25 protein-coding genes, 1 pseudogene and 1 riboswitch are annotated in these 26,614 nt (G+C 46.7%); of the genes and pseudogenes, 25 read left to right on the top strand and 1 reads right to left on the bottom strand.

Annotated elements, in window-relative coordinates; genetic code table 11:
- Positions 1 to 7: 7 nt before the first annotated feature.
- Positions 8 to 89: riboswitch (ZMP/ZTP riboswitch) on the top strand.
- From AC6CIF_RS04210 to AC6CIF_RS04130, 17 genes and pseudogenes are all read left to right on the top strand, one after another.
- A complete protein-coding gene (locus AC6CIF_RS04210; protein ID WP_498198055.1) occupies positions 66 to 419 on the top strand; it encodes a DJ-1/PfpI family protein in 354 nt (117 codons plus the stop codon). It overlaps the preceding riboswitch by 24 nt.
- Positions 420 to 430: 11 nt before the next feature.
- Positions 431 to 904: a GNAT family N-acetyltransferase gene (locus AC6CIF_RS04205; RefSeq protein WP_498198053.1), complete on the top strand. Its 474-nt coding sequence runs from the start codon at positions 431 to 433 to the stop codon at positions 902 to 904.
- 175 nt (positions 905 to 1,079) lie between these two features.
- Complete coding sequence (locus AC6CIF_RS04200; protein ID WP_498198052.1) at positions 1,080 to 1,463, top strand: VOC family protein; 384 nt, start codon at positions 1,080 to 1,082, stop codon at positions 1,461 to 1,463.
- Between the two features lie 193 nt (positions 1,464 to 1,656).
- Positions 1,657 to 2,403 (top strand): class I SAM-dependent methyltransferase, encoded by a 747-nt coding sequence (locus tag AC6CIF_RS04195; RefSeq protein WP_498198051.1) that lies wholly within the window; start codon positions 1,657 to 1,659, stop codon positions 2,401 to 2,403.
- Positions 2,404 to 2,451: 48 nt separating this feature from the next.
- Complete coding sequence (locus AC6CIF_RS04190) at positions 2,452 to 3,222, top strand: SDR family NAD(P)-dependent oxidoreductase (protein WP_498198050.1); 771 nt, start codon at positions 2,452 to 2,454, stop codon at positions 3,220 to 3,222.
- Between the two features lie 190 nt (positions 3,223 to 3,412).
- Positions 3,413 to 4,102: a response regulator transcription factor gene (locus tag AC6CIF_RS04185; protein WP_498198049.1), complete on the top strand. Its 690-nt coding sequence runs from the start codon at positions 3,413 to 3,415 to the stop codon at positions 4,100 to 4,102.
- Positions 4,099 to 5,103, top strand: coding sequence for a sensor histidine kinase (locus AC6CIF_RS04180; protein WP_498198047.1), 1,005 nt, complete (start codon positions 4,099 to 4,101; stop codon positions 5,101 to 5,103). Before AC6CIF_RS04185 ends, AC6CIF_RS04180 begins: the two co-directional genes overlap by 4 nt.
- A gap of 116 nt (positions 5,104 to 5,219) precedes the next feature.
- Positions 5,220 to 5,387 carry a hypothetical protein gene (locus AC6CIF_RS04175; RefSeq protein ID WP_498198045.1) on the top strand — a complete coding sequence of 56 codons (168 nt, stop codon included), beginning with the start codon at positions 5,220 to 5,222 and terminating at the stop codon, positions 5,385 to 5,387.
- Positions 5,309 to 5,584, top strand: a pseudogene (locus AC6CIF_RS04170) (bacitracin ABC transporter ATP-binding protein); the annotation flags it as partial. The gene AC6CIF_RS04175 and the pseudogene AC6CIF_RS04170, both read left to right, overlap by 79 nt.
- A complete protein-coding gene (locus AC6CIF_RS04165; protein ID WP_498198043.1) occupies positions 5,581 to 7,506 on the top strand; it encodes an FtsX-like permease family protein in 1,926 nt (641 codons plus the stop codon). The pseudogene AC6CIF_RS04170 and the gene AC6CIF_RS04165, both read left to right, overlap by 4 nt.
- Before the next feature lie 205 nt (positions 7,507 to 7,711).
- On the top strand, positions 7,712 to 8,248 hold the full coding sequence (locus tag AC6CIF_RS04160; RefSeq protein ID WP_498198210.1) for a ClbS/DfsB family four-helix bundle protein: 537 nt from the start codon (positions 7,712 to 7,714) through the stop codon (positions 8,246 to 8,248).
- Positions 8,248 to 8,778: a CDP-diacylglycerol--glycerol-3-phosphate 3-phosphatidyltransferase gene (pgsA, locus tag AC6CIF_RS04155; RefSeq protein WP_036610288.1), complete on the top strand. Its 531-nt coding sequence runs from the start codon at positions 8,248 to 8,250 to the stop codon at positions 8,776 to 8,778. The genes AC6CIF_RS04160 and pgsA overlap by 1 nt, the downstream gene beginning before the upstream one ends.
- A 16-nt stretch (positions 8,779 to 8,794) precedes the next feature.
- Positions 8,795 to 9,220 carry a GNAT family N-acetyltransferase gene (locus tag AC6CIF_RS04150; protein WP_498198042.1) on the top strand — a complete coding sequence of 142 codons (426 nt, stop codon included), beginning with the start codon at positions 8,795 to 8,797 and terminating at the stop codon, positions 9,218 to 9,220.
- Between the two features lie 40 nt (positions 9,221 to 9,260).
- Complete coding sequence (locus AC6CIF_RS04145; protein WP_076318268.1) at positions 9,261 to 9,695, top strand: GNAT family N-acetyltransferase; 435 nt, start codon at positions 9,261 to 9,263, stop codon at positions 9,693 to 9,695.
- A 108-nt stretch (positions 9,696 to 9,803) separates the two neighbouring features.
- Complete coding sequence (locus tag AC6CIF_RS04140) at positions 9,804 to 10,226, top strand: hypothetical protein (RefSeq protein WP_076318269.1); 423 nt, start codon at positions 9,804 to 9,806, stop codon at positions 10,224 to 10,226.
- Positions 10,227 to 10,401: 175 nt separating this feature from the next.
- Positions 10,402 to 11,622 (top strand): RtcB family protein, encoded by a 1,221-nt coding sequence (locus AC6CIF_RS04135; RefSeq protein WP_498198039.1) that lies wholly within the window; start codon positions 10,402 to 10,404, stop codon positions 11,620 to 11,622.
- A 211-nt stretch (positions 11,623 to 11,833) separates the two neighbouring features.
- Entirely contained in the window at positions 11,834 to 13,012 is a 1,179-nt protein-coding gene (locus tag AC6CIF_RS04130; protein WP_498198037.1) for a DUF4272 domain-containing protein, read from the top strand.
- 148 nt (positions 13,013 to 13,160) lie between these two features.
- On the opposite strand, the gene AC6CIF_RS04125 is transcribed toward AC6CIF_RS04130, so the two are convergent.
- The gene (locus tag AC6CIF_RS04125) at positions 13,161 to 14,198 is read right to left on the bottom strand and encodes a LacI family DNA-binding transcriptional regulator (protein ID WP_498198035.1); all 1,038 of its coding nucleotides are present in this window, start codon (positions 14,196 to 14,198) and stop codon (positions 13,161 to 13,163) included.
- A 531-nt stretch (positions 14,199 to 14,729) separates the two neighbouring features.
- Between AC6CIF_RS04125 and AC6CIF_RS04120 the strand changes: the two genes are divergently transcribed.
- From AC6CIF_RS04120 to AC6CIF_RS04085, 8 genes are all read left to right on the top strand, one after another.
- The gene (locus AC6CIF_RS04120; protein ID WP_498198209.1) at positions 14,730 to 16,109 is read left to right on the top strand and encodes an ABC transporter substrate-binding protein; all 1,380 of its coding nucleotides are present in this window, start codon (positions 14,730 to 14,732) and stop codon (positions 16,107 to 16,109) included.
- A gap of 125 nt (positions 16,110 to 16,234) precedes the next feature.
- Positions 16,235 to 19,162 (top strand): extracellular solute-binding protein, encoded by a 2,928-nt coding sequence (locus tag AC6CIF_RS04115; RefSeq protein WP_498198033.1) that lies wholly within the window; start codon positions 16,235 to 16,237, stop codon positions 19,160 to 19,162.
- Between the two features lie 75 nt (positions 19,163 to 19,237).
- On the top strand, positions 19,238 to 20,149 hold the full coding sequence (locus AC6CIF_RS04110) for a carbohydrate ABC transporter permease (protein WP_047842211.1): 912 nt from the start codon (positions 19,238 to 19,240) through the stop codon (positions 20,147 to 20,149).
- Between the two features lie 2 nt (positions 20,150 to 20,151).
- The gene (locus AC6CIF_RS04105; protein WP_017689719.1) at positions 20,152 to 21,015 is read left to right on the top strand and encodes a carbohydrate ABC transporter permease; all 864 of its coding nucleotides are present in this window, start codon (positions 20,152 to 20,154) and stop codon (positions 21,013 to 21,015) included.
- 11 nt (positions 21,016 to 21,026) lie between these two features.
- On the top strand, positions 21,027 to 22,493 hold the full coding sequence (locus AC6CIF_RS04100; protein ID WP_498198031.1) for an NHL repeat-containing protein: 1,467 nt from the start codon (positions 21,027 to 21,029) through the stop codon (positions 22,491 to 22,493).
- Positions 22,474 to 23,094, top strand: a complete 621-nt coding sequence (locus AC6CIF_RS04095; RefSeq protein WP_498198030.1) for a YIP1 family protein — start codon at positions 22,474 to 22,476, stop codon at positions 23,092 to 23,094. The genes AC6CIF_RS04100 and AC6CIF_RS04095 overlap by 20 nt, the downstream gene beginning before the upstream one ends.
- Before the next feature lie 14 nt (positions 23,095 to 23,108).
- Positions 23,109 to 25,694 carry a DUF5696 domain-containing protein gene (locus AC6CIF_RS04090; RefSeq protein WP_498198029.1) on the top strand — a complete coding sequence of 862 codons (2,586 nt, stop codon included), beginning with the start codon at positions 23,109 to 23,111 and terminating at the stop codon, positions 25,692 to 25,694.
- Complete coding sequence (locus AC6CIF_RS04085) at positions 25,691 to 26,590, top strand: carbohydrate ABC transporter permease (RefSeq protein WP_498198027.1); 900 nt, start codon at positions 25,691 to 25,693, stop codon at positions 26,588 to 26,590. The genes AC6CIF_RS04090 and AC6CIF_RS04085 overlap by 4 nt, the downstream gene beginning before the upstream one ends.
- The last annotated feature ends 24 nt before the right edge of the window (positions 26,591 to 26,614 follow it).

Here is a 26,614-nt window from a genome sequence, read left to right as displayed (position 1 = left end):
TTAAATATCTGTTGTGTGTGACTGGCGTAAACGTGGAGTGAACCACGAGGAAGCACATATATTATATGCCGTACGCCTGGGCAAAGTGTTTGATCAAAAGATCAAACACTTTATTTATTATTCAGGGAACGAAAGGACTGGTGGCGGCAGCAGGTTTCCTAAAAGGAAAAAGGGATACTACCAACTCATCTGCTTATGATTTATTGAATCCTTATTGTGCAGAAGTAATTTCAGCGCGTGTAGTGCGTGATGGTAATACGGTAACTGGTGCGGGGGTTACGGCTTCCATTGACCTGGGACTATATTTGGTCGAAATGTTAACGTCTACGGAGATCGTCCTTCAAGTTCAACAAAAACTAGAGTATCCATATTATGAAGCTGGTAATTTAAAAGATGTCTACATGCACACTAAAGGGTAGGGGATAAAAAGATGACTATTCGCCTTTTTCAAGCGATTGATCAGCCAGCAGTGCTGAAAATGATGACGGATCATCATTTTCAATTTCCTTCGTTTATACGCGATCAGTATCCTGCGCGCTGGGATTCATTTTTAAAAATGACGGATGAACGTATCAGTGCTTATTATGTCATGGTTGACGAAGCAGATGTTGTCATAGGTCATGCTGGTTATATCTTTCAGCCTACTGTTAACCGATATGAAATCGTTGGCGTTGTTACATGCAAATCACACCTTCGACAGGGAGTAGCACGTGGACTAATTACAAAAATATGTATAAAAATAGCTGAATTCGGCAGTGGTGATGTCATGCTTTACACACTTGATCATGAAGAAAATGAAGCAGCGCTCGTATTTTATGAACGAATGAATTTTCAAAAAGAAGGTGTTGATATGAATTATTATGCCTCGGGGTTTCATAGACTTTCACTTGTTAAAACATTATAAGGGAACTTCAAAAAACTAATTGTAGTGGAAGCATAAAAGTGTACTTTAGTTTAAGTTGCATGTACTTGCAAAGAAAGATGATCAAAAAGCTTTTCTGCATGTTATACTCTATTGGAATTTGAAGAATGATAAGCAGGATGTTGAGAGATTAGATGATCAGAGGAGTGATTGATCCATGTTTAGCAAAGTCGGCCAGATTATGTTGTATGTCAATAATCAAGATGAATCACTGGCATTTTGGACGGAAGTTGCAGGATTCCACATTGTGGATGAAGTAAACCTTGACGAGGGCATGAGATGGATTGAGATTGCGCCTACCCCAGACTCGCAGACGAGTATTATTCTCCATGACAAAGAGTTCGTCGAACGGATGTCGGCGGGTGTAAATCTGGGCACACCTTCGTTAATGTTCTTCACCGATAATCTGGATCAATTATATGCCGACTTGGCTGGTAAACATGTAACGGTCGGAGAGATTGTCGAGATGCCAACGGGGCGTGTTTTCAACTTTGCTGATAATGAAGGAAATTACTTTGCAGTTTTGGAACGGGCGAAGTAAGTTACAACTTAAAACAGCACCATTGCAAGCGGTCGACATTCATGTCGGTCGTTTTTTTGTTGGGAAAAAGCTTCTGTTTTTTAAGTAGAAAAGCACAAGAAAAATAGAGAACTACTGGGTAAAAATGTTATAATAGAGTGTGGCTGATTTAATGAAAATGACGAGGAATGAATAGTCGAAAATGAAGGTTTGGATGGAGAATTTAAGGAGGAATGTGGTTGTGGAAAAGACGATTAAAAGTGTACAGGATCTATATGATATGCTCGATGCGGACTTCAGATCTGCCAAGCAGTTTTGGGAGCCTTTCTATGAGGATCGGAACAGACCCATCCCCTTTTTCCCAAACAAACCGGATGAGAATCTGGTAGCGCATGTGAACGAAGGTGTGCTGAGCGGCGGCAAGGCACTGGAACTGGGGTGTGGCCCCGGCAGAAATGCGTTGTATTTAACCCGCCAAGGATATCAGGTAGATGCTTATGATCTTTCGGAGACAGCTATTGCTTGGGCTAAAGAGAGGGCGGCAGAGGAGCAACTGGACGTGCATTTTGAATGTCGATCTGTGTTCGAATTGTCCCCAGAGCAAGAATATGATCTTGTCTACGACTCGGGTTGTCTGCATCATCTGTTGCCACATCAGCGTATTCCCTACATAGAGATGATTCACAATGCACTCCGGCCTGGAGGACACTTTGGAATGACTTGTTTTGCTCCTGGTTATGGCGATATTGGTGGGCCTGAGATCGTTATGAATGATTGGCAGGTGTATCAAGAGAAGTCGATGCGAGGTGGTCTTGCATTCACGGAGGAAAAGCTTCGCTACATGCTGGAAGATGGCTTTGAATGTGTGGAGTTCCGTGCAATGAAGACGATGGAGCAGCATGAACCATGTTTTGGTGTACCTTTTCTCTGGGCCACGTTGTGGAGAAAGAAAAACTCGTAAGAGTAGGGGAATTATATCCATTGAAAATAGAAGAGGAGTGGTATCGGAATGGGAACAAAAACAGGAACAGGAAGAAGACGCTTTATCATTACAGGCACATCCAAAGGGATCGGTTTACAACTTGCAGAGTTATTATTGGCTAAGGGGGATCACGTTTACGGTATTTCACGCGGGGGTTCGCATCTGTTGGAATCAGGCGAGGAATGGAGCGGGCGTTACCGCCATGTTCAGTACGATCTTGCCGACCTGAATGGGATCGATGATTTGATTACACGCATATTGGACCAAATACCTTCTCAGGAAGCTGAATTCATTGGACTCATTAATAATGCAGCGATGCTGGAGCCACTAAGACCTATCGATCAGTGCAGTGCGGCAGAGATAAGTCAGAGTCTTAACATCAGTCTTGCAGCGCCAATGATATTGAGTTCATCTTTTATTCAACAAACAAATCACCTGTCCGCCAGACGTAAAATTGTTAATCTTTCATCGGGTTCGGGAAGTTATCCCGCGCCTTCAATGGCAGTGTACTGTACATCCAAGGCAGGTATGAACATGTTCACCCAATGCGTATCTTTGGAGCAAACGGGCCAACAGAACCCTGTTGAGATTATTGCTTTTGATCCGGGGATGGTTGATACGGAATTGCAGGCTGTTGCACGAGGCAAAAGTGCAGAGGAGTTCGCCCTTGCGGGTATGTTCAATCAAGTATATGAAGCAGGACAATTAAGATCGCCACAAGATGTAGCGAAGCAGTTGATCGAGCGGATCGATGAACACAGTGATGCAAGCCATGTTATACAATCCACCGAGAGTTAATATCGTATACTTCGTTTTGCCTGTTTTCTTGTGAAGTAATAAGTATGGATACCTTTTGAAATAAGTCCAACTTCCCTGTACACTGGAATCAGCGATCGGAAGAACGATTCGTAACGGTAAAGGTGATCCTGCAACAATGGAGTCTGATTACCTTATTCAACCTTAGAAGATCAGAAACGTGGTGAATCTCTTGTTTAAAATTATGCTCATTGAAGACGACGAGTCGTTATTCAGTGAAATCAAGGAACGTTTGTCCCAATGGTCGTATGACGTGTATGGTGTGCAGGATTTTGGAAAGGTATTGCAGGAGTACAGCGTAATTCAGCCGCAACTGGTCATTATTGATATTCAGTTACCCCAATATGACGGGTTTCATTGGTGCCGGATCATTCGTTCGCACTCTAATGTGCCGATTATCTTTTTGTCCTCACGGGATCATCCTGCGGATATGGTCATGTCCATGCATTTGGGTGCAGACGATTTTATCCAGAAGCCTTTCCACTTCGATGTATTGATTGCCAAGATCCAAGCGACTTTGCGGAGGGTGTATAACTATAACACTGAGCATACTGAACTCCGAACCTGGCGCGGTGCGGCTATTGAATATGTGAAAAATACACTGACCTGCGGGGATGAATCTGTTCTGTTAACCAAAAATGAGATGTTCATCCTTAAAGTGCTGGTCGAGCACAAAAATCAGATTGTTACCCGTGAGGATCTCATCCGTAGCTTGTGGGATCATGAGCATTTTGTGAGTGACAATACGCTGACGGTTAACGTTAACCGGTTACGGAAGAAACTTGAACCCATAGGCTTGGAGCGGTACATTGAAACCAAAGTAGGGCAGGGATACATGGCAACGGAAGAGGCAGAAGCATGATCGGAAAGTACATACGAGAAAGGGCTAGTTGGTTATGGATACTGGTAAGCATGCAACTTATTATTTTACTGGTGGCCTACCTGGACTCGTCCATTCCATTCCAATCTGTGGTGTATATCGTAGGACTGAATGTGGTGGTATGCCTTGTTTTTATCTGGGCCAGATTCCTGAAAGAGACTCGTTTCTATAAAAAATTGAGCACCTGGGATCATACCTATGATCTGAGAGAACTCGAGATCGCCGAAAGTCCATATGAGCAGATTGTACATGAGGCCGTCAGTTCCCAGACACAGCGGTATCGTAAGGAGTCGTCACATCATTTTATCGCTCTGGAACAGGAGAAGGACGAGATGTTATCCTGGATTCATGAGGTGAAGACCCCACTGACAGCGTTGCAACTGATGATCGAGCGCTTGCCACATGACAAGTTACAGAGCCAAATGACATATGAATGGTTACGAATCCATCAGTTGCTGGATCAGCAGCTTCATCAGAAGCGTATTCCATTCATGCATAATGATCTGTTCATCGAAGAGACGGAACTTGAACCGATATTGAATAGCGAGATACGAGCGTTGAAATCGTGGTGCATTTCCAAGGGTATTGGCTTTGATGTGTCTTTAATGGTATCGCGCGTGCTCACAGACAGCAAATGGTTAGGCTTCATCCTCCGGCAGTTGCTGAGCAATGCGGTGAAGTATAGTGATTCATCGGACATCCTCATTGACAGTCGGGAACAGGATGGACACATCATACTCATGATTCAAGATCACGGGCGAGGGATTGAGACGCAAGATCTGCCACGTATATTTGATAAAGGATTTACGTCCACCCGAGGCAGAATGGATGGGGCAGCTACCGGGATGGGGCTATATTTGGTTCGTCAGGTGGTCCAGACGCTTCATATGAACATTCATGTAGAATCTTCTCTTGGCGAGGGCACAACCGTCACACTTACTTTTCCGCGAAAAAACGACATGGTGCATCTTGCAGGCGTGTGACAACAATGTCACATGCTTTTTGGTTTTGTTCGGTGAATCACACGATAACACTGCACATCCCGATTATGATATAGACATGAGCATTTTGCAGAAGATTTAAGAGGAGTGAGTGGGATATGTGGATACTGGAAGCCAAAAAAATTCATAAAGTCTATGGTAATAAACTGAATAAACAGGAAGTGCTGAAGGGGATTGATCTTGGAGTAAGCCGAGTATCATTTTTGCGGATGAGCCGACAGGAGCGCTGGATTCCAAGTCCGCTTCGGATCTGCTCGGCAAGTTAAGTGAGATGAACAGCGCACGAAAAGCGACTATTATTATGGTTACCCATGATCCGGTTGCCGCAAGTTATTGCAGCAGAGTGATCTTTATTCGAGACGGTCAGATCTACACCCAGTTGAATAAAGGAGACGAGTCACGGCAATCGTTCTTCAACGATATTATCAAAACCCAGGGAGTATTGGGTGGTGTACAGCAATGAGCTTGAATTATATTATCTTCCGCAATCTCAGAAAAAATCTGAAGAATTATTATCTCTATGTATTTGCGCTTGTGTTCAGTGTGGCCTTGTATTTTTCCTTTGTGACGTTACAGTATGATCCTTCCATGGATGAGGTGGCTGCTTCAACAAAAGGTGCGGCGGCTATAGGCGCATCTTCGGTACTGTTAATCGTCATTGTCGGCATCTTTTTGCTCTTTGCCAATACGATCTTTATCAAGCGGCGTAGCAAAGAAATTGGATTATTTCAATTGATCGGACTGACGAAAGGCAGAATTTTTGGTATTTTGAGTGCGGAGAACAGTATTCTTTATTTTGGCTCCATGGCCATTGGTGTGTTAGTTGGGTATCTTGCGTCCAAGCTGGTATTGATGATATTGTTCAAAATTCTCGGTGTGGATACGATTACGAAATTGTACTTCTCTCCGATGGCACTGATGCAAACGGTGATTGTCTTTACGATAATGTATTTGCTCATCATGCTGATGAACTACACTTTTATCAAGAGACAGAGCATTCTCTCGCTCTTTCGGGTGTCGGCGACTTCGGAGCAGCAGGTGCAGAAGATGTCTGTCGGACAGATGATTGTTGGCGTCTTGGGTATTGCTCTGATTGTGTATGGATACATCATGTCTGCACGGCTGTTCAGCGGTGAGGCAATGGATATGCAGCAGTTGATGTATACGATGATCCTGATTCTCTTCTCGGTCATACTGGGGACATACCTGTTCTATAAGGGTTCGGTAAGTTTTATTTTTAATCTGATTCGCAAAAGTAAAAACGGATACCTTACCATTCATGAGGTGTTGTCTTTATCTTCAATCATGTTCCGCATGAAATCTAATGCATTGCTGCTCACGATTATTACAACCGTATCGGCGCTTGCTATTGGCATGCTGTCACTCAGTTACATTTCGTATTATTCGGCAGAGGCTCAGGCGAAGGAAAGCTTGCCGGAGGATTTCTCTTTTGCTCAGGCGGAGGTGAAAAACCATTTTGTAGCGGAGTTGGAACACAAACAGATTCCATATGAAGAGAAGCATAGACAGCCCATTTACATTGAAATTGATGCACAAGCAGTGATGGATGAGTCCATGACGGAACAATACCTGTTCAGTAGTGTAGTCAGTGACAAAATGGTAGATAACATCGATCTGCAACCAGGTGAAGTGGTCTTCATGGGATATGGAAATGCCATTCAGCAGTTGATTTCCATTCAGGAGACAGGTCCAATCGTCTTGCATGGGTTGAAGCGAACGCTAGAGCAACAACTGATCGGAACCACCAAACAGGGAGTGCTTCCTTCGTACTACACTGGGGGGACGCCAGTTGCGGTAGTGGATGAAAGGGTATATCAGCAGCTGCGACAGGATATCGATCCCGAGCTGCAGAAACCCGAGCGGATTGACTACTATGGTGTGCGTATTCTAAACGAGGGGCAGGCTGAAGAGGCATATGCCGTATATAAGGAGCTACAGTTGGAAGCACCGAGCTTCTCCCAGATTGAGTTCAGAAATAACCAACGTAATAATATGGGCTTAATTATGTTCATTGTTGGTTTCCTTGGTTTGACATTCTTGATCACATCGGGATGTATCCTGTACTTTAAACAAATGAACGAGAGTGAAGAGGAGAAGGACAATTATACCATTCTGCGAAAACTCGGATTTACACAAGGCAATCTGTTGCGTGGAATTCAGATCAAGCAGTTGTTTAACTTTGGTATTCCGCTTGTGGTGGGGTTGAGTCATAGTTACTTTGCCGTGAAATCAGGTTGGTTTTTCTTTGGTACGGAGCTGGCGACACCAACGGTCATTGTCATGATAGTCTATACATTGTTATATTCGATTTTTGGTCTGTTGTCAGTGTGGTACTATAAACGGGTGATTAAGGAAGCTTTGTAGAATTGGGATTAGGAGTATGCTGATATAGCAAAATAGATTGAGTAAAGGGCAACTGTATTGTTTACAGACTGCTCTTTTTTCTTTTTCTAAGTATAATGCCTCATAAAAAAGGATGATTATGGAATTGAGTCGAAATGATGATAGAGTCCATGCTTCTGATTCATGTATAACGGTGAAACGAGAGGAGTGGAGTAGCGTGCAATGAATTCTATATGCCTCGAAGAAAGAATTAAGTGAGACGATTCGACGCACCTATGTATTGTTTGAGGGTGAATTCAATGACATCCATAACAGTGACAAAGATAAGTGGGTCGAAGGTGTGGACAAAACTCCTGCCCAGATGATTGCCTACCAGTTAGGATGGATGAACCTGGTGATGGATTGGGAGCGAGATGAACAGTTGGGACATGAATGTCATATGCCTGCACCAGGGTATAAATGGAACCAATTGGGGCAATTAAATGAATCATTTTACGAAAAGTATTCAGGTTATACGCTGGAGGAGCTGCGCTCTTTGTTTCGGGAGACAGAACAAAAGTGGCAGAACTGGATTGACTCACTGAGTGAAGAAGAGTTATTTGTACAAGGGATGAGACAGTGGACGGGTACCAAGCCTGGATGGGCCATGGTGAAGTGGATCCAGATTAATTCGGTAGCTCCTTTTAAATCCTTTCGGACCCGATTACGTAAATGGAAAAGAGGTCACTTAGCCAACATGGATGAGAGGAGAATAGATGTCTAATGAATCTGGCAAATAAAATCACGTTGGCTAGAATCGCGTTGATTCCATTGTTTATGATCTGTTTTCTCAATCAGCAAAGCGTGATGATTGCACTAATTATATTTGCAGTAGCAGCAGGTACGGATAAATTGGATGGATATGTGGCGAGGAAATATAATCAGATCACGAATCTGGGAAAGTTGCTTGATCCGCTGGCGGATAAACTGTTGATTGCGGTAGCGCTGGTCATGATGGTTCAGGAGAATATGATCAGTTCATGGATTGCTGTAATCATTATAGGACGTGAAATTGTCATTACTGCATTGCGAATGGTAGCCACAGAACAGGGTATTGCTCTTGCAGCTGATCGTTATGGAAAAATCAAAATGGTGCTTCAGGTGGCAGCCATCATTGCCATTTTGTTGAATAATGTTCCGTTTAGTTTGCTGACTGATATCAGAGTGGATGTGGCATTGCTATGGGTTGCAACAGGCGTTACTCTCTTATCCGGAATGAATTACATTATCGTAAATTATAAACTGTTGAGATAAAAGGAGTGTTTAGGAGATGTCCCAAATAAATATTAATCCAAGTACTTCAGAGGATTCAGAGTATGTTCGCGAGCAACTTATCGCATATAATGCGACCCATGTGAGCGAGGAATTAAGGCATCGGAACGAAGAACTGAATTTAAATATCAAAAGTGAGACTGGCGAGATTGTTGCAGGTGTGCTTAGTACACTTTGCTGGAACTGGCTGGAGGTTGATATTCTTTGGGTGGATTCTGAACAACGGCATCGGGGATATGGCTCCCGGTTGTTGCTTGAGGTTGAGCGAATTGCGCGCGAGAAATCTTGTGATTTTGTCATGTTGAACACCTTCTCCTATCAAGCACCGGAATTTTACAAGAAACATGGCTACAAATTAATCACAACGATCGAGAATGCACCGACCGGACACAGTCATTATTATTTTAAAAAGGACCTCATGTAAGACAAAGCGTGCGAAATAGGACAAAATCAGGAGGGTTATGATGGTTACCATTAAAGGAATCGAACTTGAAGATTTACCGGCACTAAGCCAGCTATACAATGAGTTGATGGGAATGCCTACCAATGAACAGCAGATGAAAAAGATGTTTCATTACATACAGCAGAATGGTCATTATCATGTGCTTGGGGCATTTTACAATGGCAAACTGGTTGGGTCCGTTATGGGGGTTGAGTGTATGGATCTGGTGGGGCCATGCAAACCGTTCATGGTTGTGGAGAATGTGATTGTATCGGATCAGGTACGCAGGCAGGGCATTGGGCAGAGGTTAATGCTCCAGATTGAGCGGATTGCAAAAGATATGGGTTGTGGTTACATGATTCTGGTGTCTGGCGATCAGCGTAAGGAAGCACATATATTTTATGAGAAGTTAGGTTTCAAGGATGAGAAAGTTCAGGGTTACCGGAAGCATCTTTAACACGCACTTCATGAGAAAAGTTCTTACACAAGTGGAAGGATTACTTAAGGAACATGGCGAATAAGGCATAGTCTTAACAAAAGAATTGAATAAGAGGGAGGCACTCTCGTGTTCAAAAAATGGGCTAATGTTTTCATGGTTCTGAGCCTGGTATTCGCCGTATGTTCCCCAACCTCCTATGCTGCCGCCAAAACGGTCAAGGTAACCGTTACGCTGGTGAGCGCAGAACTTGTCGAGAATAACTCTGTCGGTAATGAGTGGGCCATCGGAGCAAGTGTGAACGGCAAAGATCTGGAAGAGGGTTCGTCAGTCACCTTAAACCTGAAATCCACGGGTACGTTGAAACTGGAGGCCATCGCCGAAGAACAGGACAAAATTCCCGATTACGGGGATAAAAGCACCAACGTCAAACTATCTTCGTTCTCCAAATCAACCAACAAGACACTTTCCGTGGTGGTGACGGAGAACAGAGGTCGATATTCTGGTAACACAGCGACTTGGGCGTTCAAGTTTAAGATTAGCAAGAAGTGAATAGGAACCAACCGTGAGAAAAGGGAGCCGAGCTCTCTTTTTTTATGCGCAGATAATGGTGAACTGAAGGAAGACGACGTTTCGAGCAACGCTGATCTTTGTTAAACTAATGAGAACAACAGTATAGAAATAAAAGATGTATTTTCAAAAAAGTACATAGGAGGTTAACACAATCATGCGGATCGTAGATAACATTAAAGTCTGGGGGGAGCCGCTGGAGAACGCCGTAAGTCAGGCGGTGACTTGTTCGCAATATGGAGATGTATTGGGTGTGGCTCTGATGGCCGACCATCACAAAGGTTACTCGCAACCCATCGGTGGTGTTGTCGCTTATCGGAATATGATCAGTCCGTCAGGGGTCGGATATGATATTGCTTGTGGCAACAAGGCTGTGCGCACCAATCTGATGTGGGATGATATTCGGGATCAGATTGTAACGATTATGGATGACATCAATTCGACTATATCTTTCGGCGTGGGCCGCAACAATCCAACACCCGTGGATCATGAGCTGTTCGACGATGCAAGCTGGAAGCTGTTTGATACCATTGAACCGGGATTACAACATAAGCTGAAGACACTTGCACGCAACCAACTTGGAACCGTAGGCAGTGGCAATCATTTCGTGGATATTTTTGTAGAAGAGGCAACGGGAAAGGTGTGGATCGCGAATCATTTTGGCAGCCGTGGATTCGGTCACAAAGTGGCGAGTGGGTTCCTTAACCTTGCGGCAGGACGTCAGTTCAGTGGCAAAGCTCCTGGCGAATCGATGGATCAACCGCCTACGTTGTTTGACCTGAACAGCGAAATGGGTGATATGTATTGGGATGGAATGACTTTGGCGGGCCGATACGCCTATGCAGGACGCGACTATGTTATTAAACAGGTGCTCGGAATTCTGGGGGCAAGTGCTGAATACGCCGTACATAACCATCACAACTTTGCCTGGAAGGAACAACACATGGGTGAAGAGGTAGTTGTGGTCCGCAAAGGTGCAACGCCACTGGCACCCGGGCAACTCGGTTTTGTTGGAGGCAGTATGGGTGATATCTCGGTAATTGTGGAGGGGATCCACAGCGAGGAGAATACCGAGTCATTCCGCAGCACTGTACATGGGGCAGGGCGCACAATGAGTCGAACCCAGGCGGCTGGCAAAATGAATTACAAGCTGCGCACACGCATGGGCGGCGAGATTAGCGAAGCACAGATGCATGAGGCGATTCGTGCCTATGGTGTTGAGCTGCGGGGAGCGGGCACAGACGAAAGTCCGTTTGTGTACAAGAAACTGCAAGACGTGCTGAACGCACATGCGAATACGCTGAAAATCAACCATGTGCTGCGTCCCGTTGGTGTCGCCATGGCCGGAGGTAATGAATTCGATCCGTATAAGGATTAGTCATATATGTTCAACTGAACATTTACACGATAACGGAGAGGGCAGAAATGACTTGAAGAAGCGAAGCGTTCGCCTTTATCACCGGATTTCCCCTTTCAAAAAAAGGAATAAAAAAATCTGGGGATAACAGCGATCGGAAAGTTATTCTGCCATCGGAGTGCCGGTGTAAATATTCATTAGTTGAACTATATATAGAGAGAGGGTGAACTTCATGAGAAATTGTGCGATATATAGCTCTCAGTTTGACCTGGATCAGCTGTTTGAATGGATTCAATCCATTTATCCTGAGGGTACGATTGAACGCCGGGAAGACAAGACCCATATTCAAGTGATTCAGAAAAAATGGCTCAGTAAGAAAACCAAAGGCTTTAATATCATGACCAGCCAGACACATCCTGAGGAATTTACGACAATGATTCAGGGGATGCTTGGATTTTTGGGTCAGATTAAAGGGCGCAATGCTTCGCTACAGGAAAAGGTACTGATCAAATGTTCCACATTGAACATGGTGGTTGGTATTGAGACGGAAGAGGATATCTCGGAAGAATTCTTCGGCGAGTTATTACGGTTGGCTGATGCGCTGGATGCTGTTATCTTCTGGGGAGGTGGATCTCTGCTGAATGCACAAGGTCAGCTATTGCTGGATGTGAATGGAGAATCCGAGGTGGAGGATTACACGGTGACAGCGCACACCAGTTTCCTTGATGGTAACAGACCGCAGTCGGAGTCGGGCATTCAACGTAAAGCGCGGTCAGAGCAATTGTTGACTGAACAAGGCATTCCGTATAATGCGAACTTGCCCGTAAGGGCCGGAGACGAGCACACCACGATTCGGAGTAAAGAGGAAGTTGCGCGCCGTGCGGTTTCCTTGTGTCTTGCCGCGCTTAAGGGAGAGTGTCTGGGAGCAGGCGAAAGTGCGGACGATACCGCAGCTCTGGTTCAGGAAGTGATCGACAAGTATGATGCTGAATCCTTTTTCTCACCCGTAGAGAAGAGGTTTATCGACCAGCACGGAGCAGAGCAGCAGGAGATCATCTCCTTTTCCTGGGGATATGAAGCTTACCACGTGATGTTGTGGGCGCTTGGTTATGTGAAGGAACTGGGTGCACCAACAGAGTTGTGTAACGTAGGGAAGGATGTCGGTTATTTGCAACAGAAGGATAGCTTTACCGACTTTCTCTCCGATGCATCTCTGCGTAACAAGAGCGAGATTCTGGATGAAGCAGATCTGATCTACCGTTATAACTGGGTGTGCGTGGATAGTCGGGTGAATGACAGAACACCTCCAGCTGGCCTGAATGGCGGAGTGGCTTATGAACGTCACCGTGCATTGAACTGGCTGATCTGTTATTTGGATCAGGCGTGGGATGATGTGCGTACAGACACGTAGAACGGGATGATGTTACGGCCTAATGTAATAAACAATAAACATTACACAACATACAACAATGCAAATACCCCTATAGCCGCACGAATACGGTTAAAGGGGTGTTTGGCGTGCTGTTCTGTGTGGACATAAGCTTTATCCATATATGCTTTTATCCACTATGCCTGCCGAACTGTTCACGAATAACGACGTCAGCAAGAATTAACTTTTTCTCGACGTTACTCTCTGGATTCGCAATGCGCCATAACATCTGATCCACTGCACGTGCACCGAGCAATTCCTTGTTCACATTAACTGTAGCCAGTAATGGGATATTGTCGTATAGATTATCAAATCCCGTGACAACACACTGATCGGGTACACGAATACCCATACTCTCAAGGGCTTCTATGGTGTATAGCCCATAGAAATCATTCGCACATACAAACACTTCAGGCAGGTTATCCTCACTGATCACCGAAGTGAACGTCTGGCGGAACTCATCCAATGCCTGATTACTCAGCTCGGGAATCTGATGTATTTCCATCCCATGACCCATAAGCACAGAAGTATAAGCAATCCAGCGTTCATAGAAGCTATGAGCATCCCCGATATTGCCAACGAACTGGAATGTTTTGAAGCCCTTGCGGAGCAAATAGAGCATGATCTCACGCATGGATGCAAAGTTATCGGTGAATATGCTGTCACTGTGAAAAACAGGGTCCAGATGATCGACCATCACAACCGGAATACTGAGCCGTTTGATTTCAAGCAGAATCGGGGTCGAGATAGAGCCAACGGTAATGATCCCTCGAATGGCATCCGGGTTGAGCAGGGTAAATAGCTGGTCTGCTGAGGGTTCCGTTAAGGTCAGAATATTAATCCCTTTTTGGTTCAGCTTGGAAGAAATCCCGTTAAAGACGGGTCCCCAGTATACGGAGTCTTGATTTTGGTACCGAACATTGGGGAACAAAATCAAGATCGTTCCGCTTGAACGTGTGTTCTTCGGTTCCTGAAGTTCATGGCTGTTATACAGTTCACCAGACAACATGCTGTTATCTTTGAAATATCCAAGTTTGCCAGCGGCCTTGAGAATGACATCCCTCGTTTGATCGCTAACTCCCGATTTTCCAGACAAAGCTCGTGACACCGCGAATTTCGACAAACCCGTAAAATGTGCAATCTCCTGAATTGTTACCTTTGTCTTCATCATACCATCCTTACACTCGTAGTTCTGCCGTATTCCTTATTTGGAGCGATATCCAACTGATCCTAGTATAACATGATGTATTTCTCTTAATCTAATAACGGACAGAGAATTCAAAATGTTAGTAATGCACAGTATTTTAGGATGAACGTTCAACGTGACGGTAAGCAAATTTTCAGATAGAATGACGAATTTTGTCTGCTTAATTATTATTTTGTTATTTTATAAAAATAACAAAATAAACAAAGTTATAATCATGGTTTAATATGTTTGTACTTAGAGTCCAGGGTGCTGAATAAGCTGTAACACAGGAATATTACAGCTTATTCAGCATTTTATCAGAATAATTAGAAAATGTTAACAACAAAAATGTTGACGCTTACATTTTGCTGTGTTAAATTTTGTTTGTCAAAAACAAACAAGAAAATAACAAATGGTGGTGGTTCTTTATTTTCGATTGGTTGATGAATGGGGTTAACGATTTGGGGTGAACCATGATTGGTATACACATTCGGGGAGGTTGTTAAAATCATGATGAGAAGATGGAATGTTCTACCTCTGATGTTATTGGCTGTGATGCTTTTTGTATCCGCTTGCAGTGGTGGGGGGACAGCGCAGACGGGGACCGAAGCAGAGGGAACAACGAACTCAGGTAACAGCACCGAGGTCGCTGAGACAGAGAAAGAGGGCGAAGCGGAAGAAGCTGTGGTTAATGTGCCTGATCTGGGTGGGCGTGTCATCAAGGTCGCGGCCTGGTGGGACTTGAAACCGGCGGGAGAGACGGCCTCCGATAAGGCCAGACTTGATAAAATTGCAGAGGTCGAGAAGAAATACAACGTAAAACTGGAGTTTGTTAACGTACCTTTTGAAGAATACATGAACAAATTCACAACGTCTGCACTGGCTGGCGAACCGTTCGCCGACATCGTTCAGATGGAGTACAAATCCGCATTACCCGCCATCCTCAAAGGGCAACTATTGCCCATCTCCGAATTCACTACACCTGAGAATAACATCAACCAAGAGGCTAACCTGATTGCAAAATTTCCTGCCATTGCAGGCAACGAATATGCCTTCGAATCTCCAACCAGCATTGGTCTGGGACTTCACTATAACCGTGACTTGTTCAAAAAATTATCTTTGCCTGATCCTCAAGAATTGTATAACCAAGGCAAATGGGATTGGGATAAATTCTTGGAGCTTGCCAAACAGGCAACCAAAGATACGGATAATGACGGCAAAACAGATGTATACGGATTTTCTGGCTGGGCCCTTGATGTCGTTCGTCATTTTACTGCAGCCAACGGTGGAACCATCGTGGATGATACCAATAGCAAAGAAGGATTATCCGATCCGAAAACGATTGAAGCTGCTGAATTCGTCAAACGCCTGTATAACGTGGAAAATGTCGTGAAGGTCAAAACCGGCGACAAAACCAATTGGGAGGAAAGCAATACGTTCAAAGATGGAGATGTAGCTCTGTTCACCGCTGCTGAATGGCAGCTGGGCGATCTCACCTTTGCTGTTGGTGTTGTGCCGATTCCGAACGGGCCTCAGGGTAGCGAAGAGGTAACGTATGCAAACAACGCGGCATCGGCAAAATTCATTCCGAAAGGTGTGGAAGATCCAAAGATCGTCTACCAAATCTATGAAGAGACCTTCGACATCCCACAGATTGAAGAGTATCCAGGTCAAGATTATCTGGAGAGTCGTTATACCGACGAGAAGGATATTGCGATCATTCGCGAGCACATCGCTGGAACCGGCCGCATCTTGCTGGATGATGCCTACACAGGATACCCTTTCGGGGATTATGTGAACGATATCATCAAAAACAATGCTTCCGTGACAGCAACAGCCGAGAAATACAAAGCACAGGCACAAGCTGCAATTGATAAACTCGGCAAACAATAACAACACTTATCACCAGCAAACGATTCAGGCAGGGGGCTCGTGTCGGCAATGTTGCACGGAGCCCCTTTTCCTGAACCACCAAATCGGCATTGCTGGCATCAGCCTTGATGAGGAGGACTCGTAGGATGGCTGGAATTCTACAACGTAAGACATGGATATTGTCCACAGTAATCATCGTGGCGGCAGCCTGTATCATTCTATATGTAACTTCCGGCGCTGATGGAAAGAGTGCAAACATTCCACCTGGCAGTCTGCCTGCCATTGAAGTGGATGCAGTCTTGCAGCAGACCCGGCAGAAAAAGGGATACGAACAGTATCGATCCGGAACGGATCAGGCTACACAGCCGAATGTGGACATCACCATTGAAGCAGGAGATTACATAAAAGCCGAAGGTGAAGACGTCCGCAAACTGACTAATTATGAGGGAATGGATGGTGTATCTCTCCATACCGGAGAGACCGGACAAGTCGATTGGACGATTAATGTGCCGGAGACCGGGCTGTATAACCTGTCCGCCATCTATTATCCCGTTGAAGGCAAGAGTTCGGCCATTGAGCGTGCGTTGTACATTGATGGTGAACTTCCTTTTGCGGAAGCCGCCTATTTGCAGTTTGACCGGGTGTGGGCGAATGAGAAAGATGTCGTGGAGCAGGACAATCAAGGTAATGACCTACGCCCGAGACAAGTGGAGCAACCACGCTGGATGGAAGAAACGTTTCAGGACTCCGACGGGTACGAACAGGCTCCATTCAAGTTTTATTTGGAAAAAGGGGAACACACGCTAACGCTAAAATCATCGCGTGAACCCATGGTGATCCGGTCCATTCGTCTTTTCAATGAGAAGACAGCCGTTCCTTACGTAGAGACTGCGGGGGCACAACAATCGGATTCCTCCGGGCAACCAAAGGATGTACTTATTCGGGTTGAAGGAGAAGCCGCAATTGCCAAATCTTCACCTACGTTATACCCGACAAGCGAAAGGTCAAGTTCTGCTGTATCTCCCTATAGCGCTTCCCAGGTACGTATCAATACGATTGGCGGCTTTAACTGGCGTCTGCCAGGACAATGGATTGAATGGGAAGTGGATGTGCCTGAGAGTGGACTTTATCATATCGGTTTTACCGCACAGCAGAATTTTGTCAAAGGCATCTATTCCACACGCAAACTGACCATTGACGGTGAAGTTCCGTTTGCAGAGATGGCGAAAGCACCTTTCCGTTATCAAAGTGACTATCGTATTGACGTGATGGGCGGCAAGGAAGCATACAAGTTTCAATTGGACAAAGGAAAACATGTGCTACGGCTGGAGAACAGCCTCGGTGACTTTGCACCGCTTATCCGCAATGTGGAGGACAGTCTGTACAACTTGAACTCCATGTACCGACGCATTCTGATGATTACAGGTACCAAGCCTGATGAATTCCGTGATTACCGGGTGGAGAAACAGATTCCGAACCTGCTCGAAGTATTCAGCGGAGAAAGTAAACGTCTCAAGGACGTGGCTGCACAGCTTCGTCTCCTGTCAGGACAGTCCAGCGATCAGGAAGCGCTGATCAAGACGATGGCTCTGCAACTGGACGAGATGATTGACAAGCCGGATACCATTCCAAGACGGCTTGCGGCTTACAAAACCAACACGGGCGGTCTCGGCACATGGGTGCAGCAGGCACGAGAGCAACCTCTTGAGATTGACGCACTGTACGTCACTTCGATTGACCGTGATATTCCCGTAACAGGCATGGGACCACTCGCGAAGCTCGGTCATGAAGCCAAGATATTCTATCATTCGTTCTTCATTGATTATAACCAGATTGGTAATGTAGCTACATCTGAAGATCAGCGCACGGTAACGGTCTGGATTGGTAGCGGACGTGATCAGGCGAATACGATGAAAGCGATGATTGACAAAACCTTCACACCAGACAGTGGTATCCATGTCAATCTGAAGCTGGTGAATATGGGAACCTTGCTGCCAGCGACGTTGTCCGGTGAAGGTCCGGATGTAGCGATGCAGATCGGCAATGATCTGCCGGTGAACTTTGCGATGCGGAACTCGGCTGTAGATCTGACGCAATTCAGTGATTATAGCACCGTGGAACAGGAGTTCAGGGAAAGTGCAATCGTGCCGTATGCCTATGATTCAGGCGTATATGCCCTGCCGGAAACGCAAACTTTTAACATGCTGTTTTATCGTAAAGACGTGCTCGAAGAACTCGGACTTGAAGTGCCTCAGAACTGGGAGGATGTCGAAGCTCTGCTCGCGATTCTGAGCAAGAATCATATGGAATTTGGTATGCCGATTGTGACCCAGGCGAATATGCAGGGTGTCAATATTCCGCCGAACTCGCAGTATGCCACGATGCTGCTCCAGAACGGCGGCGCCTTCTATCGTAACGATGACAAGGAGTCGGATTTGGATTCAAGGATCGGGATTGAGACGTTCAAGCAGTGGACGGAGTTCTATACCGATTACAAGCTGGAGCGGGAATATGATTTTGCCAACCGTTTCCGGACAGGACAGATGCCTATTGGACTAACGGATTACACGATGTACAACCAGTTGTCCGTATTTGCACCGGAGATTCGGGGACTGTGGGGATTCGTTCCTGTCCCGGGAACCGTTCAGGCGGATGGAACCTTGAATCGGGACGTACCGGGTGGAGGCAGCGCAGTCATGATGCTGGAGGGTGCCAAGGATCAGGACGCGGCGTGGGAGTTCATGAAGTGGTGGACCAGTACACCGATTCAGGCTGAATTCGGACGGGAGATGGAAGGACTGATGGGTGCAGCTGCCCGTTATCCAACGGCCAACATCAAGGCACTGGATTCCCTGCCGTGGCCTGCGGAGGATTACGCCAATCTCAAGGCACAATTCGAAACGGTGAAGGGCATTCCTGAAGTACCCGGTGGTTATTTTACAGGCCGCCATCTGTTCAATGCATTTTACAAAACCGTTGTTGGCCAAGTGGAAGCCAGGGAATCCATCATGGATTATACCCAATATATTCAGGACGAGATTCGAGTCAAACGTAATGAATTTGGTCTTCCGTAAGCAGAGGGAGGGTTAATCGTGCCACAAATATCACTCCGAGACGGACAAAACAGTCCTCCTGAGAAAGCGTCAAGGATGGGCATGAAATCGTGGTGGAGCTGGAAGCTCCAGGAAATGAAGGCCAGCAAACATTCCTATGTTCTGCTTGCACCTTATATGCTCCTGTTCCTCATGTTTACCGTGATTCCGGTTGTCATCTCGATCATACTCAGCTTCACCTACTTTAACATGCTGGAATTCCCGCGTTTTATTGGCTGGCAGAACTATACTCGCCTGTTTCTGGAGGATGATGTATTCCTGATTGCAATCAAGAATACGTTGTTGTTCGCCATCATTACCGGACCGATCAGTTATATTGCCTGTTTTGTCTTCGCGTGGATCATTAATGAGTTAACACCGAAATGGAGAGCGTTCATGACGCTGATCTTCTACGCGCCCTCCATTTCGGGCAATGTGTATTTTATCTGGCTGATGATCTTTTCGGGAGATCGTTATGGTATTGCCAATGGCCTGTTGATCAAATGGGGTTTTCTGCTGGAGCCAATCCAGTGGCTGAAGACGGAAGCCTACATTATGCCTATTCTCATTCTCGTGCAGCTATGGCTGAGTCTCGGAACCGGATTTCTTGCGTTTATCGCTGGTTTGCAGACGGTGGACCGGACATTGTACGAAGCGGGAGCGGTGGATGGGATCAAGAATCGCTGGCAGGAACTATGGTACATTACCCTGCCTTCGATGCGTCCACAGTTGATGTTCGGCGCAGTCATTCAGCTGACAACCTCGTTTGCCGTGGCCGATGTGTCGATCGCGCTGGCCGGGTTCCCAAGTGTGAACTATGCAGCAGAGACTGTGGTGACCCATTTGATCGACTTTGGTACTACGCGGTTTGAGATGGGGTATGCATCAGCAATTGCCACCGTGCTGTTCATGATTATGGTGGGCACCAACTTGCTGGTCCAGAAACTACTTCGAAGGGTGGGAGAATAGCTATGGCTGCAATTGCGACAGGCAAAAAGCGGGTGAATCGCTCGCTATCGGGAAGCCTCTCCCTGTTTGCCCTTCTGCTCGTATTCGGTGCTTTCATGGTACTGCCGCTGATCTATGCGATCAACAATGCATTCAAACCATTAGATGAAATCTTCACCTTTCCACCAACGCTGTTTGTCAAAAATCCGACGTTCAGCAACTTTACAGATCTGCTGAATCTGCTGAGTGACTCGTGGGTGCCGTTCTCACGTTATATTTTCAACACAGTGTTTATAACAGGCATCGGTATCGTAGGCCATGTGCTGCTGGCTTCCGCAGCGGCCTACCCGCTTGCCAAACACAAGTTTCCGGGCAAAGTATTCATGTTCCAAGTGGTCGTACTGTCACTGATGTTCACACCTGCGGTGACGGCCATTCCGAACTATATGATCATGTCATGGCTCGGATGGATCGACACGTACTGGGCTGTTATCATTCCGGCATTTGCCTATTCACTCGGGTTGTATCTGATGAAACAGTTCATGGAGCAGATCCCGGATGCACTGCTGGAAGCGGCCAAGATTGATGGTGCCAGTGAATACCGGATCTTCTGGTCCATTGTCATGCCCAATGTGAAACCAGCCTGGCTTACATTGATCATTCTGCTGTTTCAGATGTTATGGGGCAGTGATGGCAATGGGTACATCTACAGCGAGCAGCTCAAGACCCTGCATTATGCAGCAGGTCAGATTATTCAGGGCGGAATATCCCGGGCAGGAGCGGGTGCTGCGGTAGCACTGATTTTGATGAGTGTGCCGATCACGCTATTTATTTTCTCTCAGAGCCGAATCATTGAGACGATGGCGAGTTCGGGCATGAAGGATTAAGGGGGAACGATATGGCACGCACAGTGAAAAGATGGTTTGTTCTCCTGGCGGCAGTATCTCTGTTGCTGGTGAATGCCATGCCTGCGGCAGCCTCCCCGGCGCCGTATGAGAGTTACAACTACAACTATTGGAAAGAGGCTGTTCCCTCACCGGATGCCTACCTGCCCGAGCGTACCCTATCAGGTCGTGACCTCGGCATTAGTGAGTTCAAAGACCCCGGTGATATGAACGTTTCTCCCTCCGGGTTGATCTACATTTTGGATAGCGGCAACAGCCGAATTGTTGTATTGGCCCCAGACTTTAAGCTGCTGCGCGTCATCGATGGATTCATGATGGATGGCAGCAAGGAGACCTTTAACCTTCCAGGTGGATTGTTTGTAGATGAACAAGAACGCATATACGTCGCCGATACAGGCAACAGTCGTGTGGTTGTCCTAGATGGAGAGGGGACGCTGATTCAAACCATTACGAAGCCAGAATCAGATATCCTGTCGACCCAATTCCAGTTCCAGCCTTTGAAAATAACGGTGGACCATGTAGGCCGAGTGTACGTTGTGGCGCAGGGGGTCTACGAAGGCATTATGCAGTTTGACGAGAGCGGGAAATTTATCGGCTACGTCGGTACCAACAAAGTGGAGCGGGACTACGGTGAATATATCTGGCGCATGTTATCCACCAAAGCCCAGCGTGCACAGATGGTCTTGTTTGTCCCAACGGAGTTCTCCAATGCGGACATCGACCACAAAGGATTTGTGTATGCGACGAATATTGATCCCGGCTCAAATGAACCGATCAAACGCCTCAACCCGTCTGGCGAAGATGTACTGAAGCGGTTTGGTTATGTTGACGTCAAAGGCGATATCCGGTTCCGTAACAATCCGGGTCCATCTAAGCTGATTGATGTGAAAGTGTTGGGCAATGGCATGTACAGTGTACTGGATGCGACACAGAATAGGGTGTTCACGTACGACGATGAAGGTCATCTGCTCTACATATATGGTGGCAAAGGAAATCAGGTGGGTACGCTCAAAACACCTGTCGCGATTGAGCAATCGGGTGAGCACCACTTGGTTCTGGACCGGGGGAAGAACAATCTTGTCGTCTATGAGCCAACCCGTTTTGGTTCCCGTGTGAATGAAGCGGTGGCACTCCACTATCGGGGCGAGGACACGGAGGCCGTGAATATTTGGAGAGAAGTGCTGAAGCTGAATGCCAACTATGACATCGCCTATATTGGTATCGGCAAGTCCTTATTAATGGAGAAGAAAAACGAGGAAGCGCTGGGTTACTTCGAACTTGGGATGGACCGCAAGAGTTATTCTGTCGCGTTCAAGAGACACCGGCGAGAGATGATGAAGGAGCATTTTGGTACATTCCTGACCGCTGTAATCGCGCTGGTTTTCATTCTGATCCTGACCCGAGTGGCGGTTAAATGGAGACGGAGGAGGCAGGTTGATCGTGAAGCAGGATTTCATTAAGTTTCCGCTGCATCTCATTTTTCACCCCATTGATGCATTCTGGGACCTCAAGTCAGATAACCGGGGACGGCTGTTGGTTGCTTTTGCAGCATTGGCGCTTACCATTGTCATGATGATTTTGCAAAAGCAGTACGCAGGATTTCTCGTTAATTACATCGATCCTCGCACGATTAACAGCATCATCGAGATCGCCACGGTTGCAGTGCCATTCTTTCTATGGTGCACAGCCAATTGGGCTGTAACGACCTTGATGGAAGGGGAAGGGAAATTCAGAGAAATCGTTCTGGCGACAGGATACTCGCTCATTCCGGTTATTCTGATCTATGCCCCGATGATCGTGGTCAGCCGGTTCATGGTGCAGGAGGAGACTGCTTTTTATTATCTTTTTAATAGCATCGCGTTCTTCTGGTTTGTGTTGCTTCTGTTCATTGGCATGATGACGGTTCACCAGTACACTGTGATTAAAACAATCATTACGATGGTGCTAACGCTCATTGTGATGGGCATTATCGTATTCCTTGGTGCTCTCGTCTTCAGCATGCTGCAACAGTTGTACGAATTCGGTTATAACATCTACCGTGAGTTGATTTTTCGGACCTAAAGGAGGCGGCATCCGTGAACAAAAGGCAACGATTATATACGGTGCTGGCTGGTGGTACAGCTGTAATCATGATTGCAGCCGGGCTGCTGTATATAAACAACAGGGGGGTTCCTGCCGTAGAAGCCGCGGCTTATCTGGATACGACAACCAAAGCCATGCCCGTCACGGAAGAACCGTTGCAGTTCCTTAGCGACTCCTCGCAGGGTGTGCCTGGTATGCAACTGGTCGCTGAAGATCAGGGATTAGCCCTGTACTATAACGAGGAGACCACGGAAATTGCAGTACGTGACGGGAAAAGTGGAGAGATCTGGTATAGCAACCCGAAAGAACGGGCTGAGGACGGTCTTGCTTCCGCGTATGAAAAAGAGGTGCTGTCCTCCCAGTTGAATGTGTCTTTCCGGGATGCGATGGGCACACTGGAGAACTTTCCGAATTTTAGCTCCAGCATTAGCAACAAACAATTCACAGTGGGTCAGATCGATCAGGGGATTCGGGTGAACTATACGCTTGGTGATACATCACTTGGTATTGATGCGCTGCCGAAGTTGATTAGCAAACAGCGACTGGAGGAGAAGGTTCTTTCCAAGCTGGATGCTACTGTCGCAAGATACACATCTGCCCGATATTATCCAACCAAGAACAATCCGGATATTCTGGAGCGGCTGGATGGACAGATCTCGAAGCAACTTGTGCTGAATAAGATGCTGAGTGCCTTTGAGACGGCGGGGTATACGGCGGACGATCTGGCTTTTGACAATCAGGAGAATGGAGTCGAAGGCGGAGGTGTGTCGGATAAGCCGAGCTTTGTCATTTCTGTGGAATATCGACTTGAGCAGGGGGCACTCGTTGTGACCGTGCCTCTGAGTCAAATAGAAGAAAGTGGGCAATACCGCATTCGGAACATTGATTTGCTCGCTTATTTTGGCGCTGCGGATACAAAGGGTGAGGGTTATATGCTCGTACCTGATGGTTCCGGCAGTCTGATCCATCTGAACAACGGAAAAACCCAAGAAGAGCAGTATGTACAGCGTGTCTATGGCGCAGATCCAAATGATAATTCGCTCAGTCGTCCTCAGGTTAGTGAATCCGCGTATATGCCTGTGTTTGGTCTGAAGAACGGGGAGAATGCCTGGTTTGCAGTCATTGAAAAAGGGGACGGCATTGCCAGTATCTCTGCAGATATTGGAGGCAGACAGAATAGTTACAACCATGTACACGCGACCTTCTCCCTGCGCGGGGAGGATGAACTGGAGATGTACACCTCGCAGAAAATGCAGGAGATCCAGCTGCTTAGCGAAGAGCCTTACCGTGGAGATATTCAGGTCCGTTATCATTTCCTTCATGGAGAAGATGCCAGTTACTCGGGTATGGCCCGCCTGTATCAGCAGCAGTTGATCGAGCAGGATGTACTGAAGCCGCTCCCGGAACAGACGGAGTTGCCGTTCTATCTGGATGTACTTGGTGCAGTGGACAAAAAGGCTTCGTTCCTGAGTGTGCCCTATAGGACCACCTTAGCCATGACGACGTACGAACAGGCCACCGAAATGGCGGCGAAGTTGCAGCAGGAAGGTGTAAACCGCGTGCAAATGCGGTATCAGGGATGGTTCGGTGGTGGCATCAGCCATCATACGCCAACCCAGGTGAAGTTGGACAGTGAAGTAGGCAGTCGTTCCGAACTGCAAGCGTTGTCCGCTAAACTTGAGCAGTCTGGCGGAGCCTTGTTCCCAGATGTGGCTTTCCAGCATATTTATCACGATGATATGCGCTTTGCTCCTTCCTCGGATGCAGCGCGTTTTGTCACAAAGGAGACAGCAGAATTGTATCCGTACAATCCTGCACTTAATCGCATGGATCAGAGTAGGGACAGCTATTATTTGCTCTCAGCGGCCAAGCTTCCTTATGTGGTGAGTGAGTTTGCTGACAAATTCAATAAATTGGATCTCGGCGGATTATCCCTTCGTGATCTCGGGCAGGTCCTGACTTCCGATTATCGGGATAGTCGGGTGATTCATCGGGAGACGGCGAAGAACATTGTGAAGGAGCAGCTGGGCAAGCTGGAACAGTCCTATCCGAACCTGATGATATCTGCCGCTAATAGCTACTCTTGGGGAAGTGCGCAACATGTTGTAAATGTGCCCGCAGGATCGAGTCGGTTCAATATTACCGATGAAGAAGTTCCTTTTTATGGGATGGTCATTCATGGATACATGAACTATGCCGCATCTCCGATGAATACGTCGGGGGATCAGGATCTCCGCAAACAGTTGCTACGCAGTCTGGAACTCGGGGCAGCTCCGTATTTTCAATGGACCTATGAACCATCATCCAGGCTAAAGCTGACGAATTATGATTCGGCATACGCAACCGAGTATGGCTATTGGGTGGATGATGCTGTTGCTTTGTATAAGCAGGCTAATGAAGTGCTGGGAGAACTGGAGAATGAGCAGATCCTGAAGCATGAACGCATTCAGGATGGCGTCGTCCGGATCACCTATACTGGGGGTACATCCGTCCTTGTGAATTACAATGCGGATGCAGTAACCGTGGATGGGACAACGGTTGGCGGGACGGACTATGTGGTGGAGGGAGTGAACCGATGAGAACCATTCGATTATCGCTGAAGTCACGGAGAGCGCTGCTTGGACTTGCATTTATTTCCCCGTGGCTGATCGGTTTCATCTTCCTCTTTGCCACGCCACTCCTGCAATCCATCCGGTTCAGCCTGAGCAATCTGTCCGTTGCTCCGGGCGGATACGTCCTGGAATACGTTGGATTTAAAAATTTTAAGGATGCGCTTCTGGTTGACGCGACGTTCAACCGGATTCTGGTTGACTCGGTTGGAGCAATGCTGCTGAATGTGCCGATGATACTGTTTTTCAGTCTGTTCACGGCGACACTGCTTAACCAGAAGTTCAGAGGCAGAACGATGGCGCGTGCAATCTTCTTTTTGCCGGTTATTCTGGCTTCCAGTGCAGTCGCAGCAGCGGAGTCTGCGGGATTAATCAATCTAATGGGGGATGCAAGTGCGGTGGATGCATCAGCCGATGGCGGTGCTTCGTTCAACGTGGTATCCATTGTGCGGATGCTGGCGGATGTGGGATTACCGATGGCCTATGTGGATTACATTGTAGAAGCCATCATGCGGATCTATGAGATTATTAGTAGCTCAGGTGTTCAGATTCTGATCTTCCTCGCCGCGCTGCAATCGGTACCGGGATCGATGTATGAGGTTGCGAAGATCGAAGGGGCGACAGCTTATGAATCATTCTGGAAAATTACATTTCCCATGGTCAGTCCGTTGATTCTGACAAATGTCATCTATACGATCATTGATTCATTTGCCGGGAGTCCAGTCACACAGGCCATCTACCAAACCGCATTCAAAACGCAGAACTTTGGCTTAAGCTCGGCGATGTCCTGGCTGTACACACTGGTGATTGGCCTTGTACTGATCGTAGTGGGCTGGTTATTGTCACGGCGGGTTCACTACAACTGACGGTTAACATTAAGGGAGGCTTCA

The sequence above is a fragment of the Paenibacillus sp. GQ49 genome, from assembly GCF_059759055.1.
The sequence above is the reverse complement of the archived record's forward strand: the minus strand, read 5'-3'. Positions and strand labels throughout refer to the sequence as shown.

Coding starts and splice junctions, on each gene's coding strand:
- AC6CIF_RS04210 (WP_498198055.1), top strand. CDS start 66: ATGCCGTACGCCTGGGCAAAGTGTTTGATCAAAAGATCAAACACTTTA.
- AC6CIF_RS04205 (WP_498198053.1), top strand. CDS start 431: ATGACTATTCGCCTTTTTCAAGCGATTGATCAGCCAGCAGTGCTGAAA.
- AC6CIF_RS04200 (WP_498198052.1), top strand. CDS start 1,080: ATGTTTAGCAAAGTCGGCCAGATTATGTTGTATGTCAATAATCAAGAT.
- AC6CIF_RS04195 (WP_498198051.1), top strand. CDS start 1,657: ATGGAGAATTTAAGGAGGAATGTGGTTGTGGAAAAGACGATTAAAAGT.
- AC6CIF_RS04190 (WP_498198050.1), top strand. CDS start 2,452: ATGGGAACAAAAACAGGAACAGGAAGAAGACGCTTTATCATTACAGGC.
- AC6CIF_RS04180 (WP_498198047.1), top strand. CDS start 4,099: ATGATCGGAAAGTACATACGAGAAAGGGCTAGTTGGTTATGGATACTG.
- AC6CIF_RS04175 (WP_498198045.1), top strand. CDS start 5,220: ATGTGGATACTGGAAGCCAAAAAAATTCATAAAGTCTATGGTAATAAA.
- AC6CIF_RS04165 (WP_498198043.1), top strand. CDS start 5,581: ATGAGCTTGAATTATATTATCTTCCGCAATCTCAGAAAAAATCTGAAG.
- pgsA (WP_036610288.1), top strand. CDS start 8,248: ATGAATCTGGCAAATAAAATCACGTTGGCTAGAATCGCGTTGATTCCA.
- AC6CIF_RS04150 (WP_498198042.1), top strand. CDS start 8,795: ATGTCCCAAATAAATATTAATCCAAGTACTTCAGAGGATTCAGAGTAT.
- AC6CIF_RS04145 (WP_076318268.1), top strand. CDS start 9,261: ATGGTTACCATTAAAGGAATCGAACTTGAAGATTTACCGGCACTAAGC.
- AC6CIF_RS04135 (WP_498198039.1), top strand. CDS start 10,402: ATGCGGATCGTAGATAACATTAAAGTCTGGGGGGAGCCGCTGGAGAAC.
- AC6CIF_RS04130 (WP_498198037.1), top strand. CDS start 11,834: ATGAGAAATTGTGCGATATATAGCTCTCAGTTTGACCTGGATCAGCTG.
- AC6CIF_RS04125 (WP_498198035.1), bottom strand. CDS start 14,198: ATGAAGACAAAGGTAACAATTCAGGAGATTGCACATTTTACGGGTTTG.
- AC6CIF_RS04120 (WP_498198209.1), top strand. CDS start 14,730: ATGAGAAGATGGAATGTTCTACCTCTGATGTTATTGGCTGTGATGCTT.
- AC6CIF_RS04115 (WP_498198033.1), top strand. CDS start 16,235: ATGGCTGGAATTCTACAACGTAAGACATGGATATTGTCCACAGTAATC.
- AC6CIF_RS04110 (WP_047842211.1), top strand. CDS start 19,238: ATGGGCATGAAATCGTGGTGGAGCTGGAAGCTCCAGGAAATGAAGGCC.
- AC6CIF_RS04105 (WP_017689719.1), top strand. CDS start 20,152: ATGGCTGCAATTGCGACAGGCAAAAAGCGGGTGAATCGCTCGCTATCG.
- AC6CIF_RS04100 (WP_498198031.1), top strand. CDS start 21,027: ATGGCACGCACAGTGAAAAGATGGTTTGTTCTCCTGGCGGCAGTATCT.
- AC6CIF_RS04085 (WP_498198027.1), top strand. CDS start 25,691: ATGAGAACCATTCGATTATCGCTGAAGTCACGGAGAGCGCTGCTTGGA.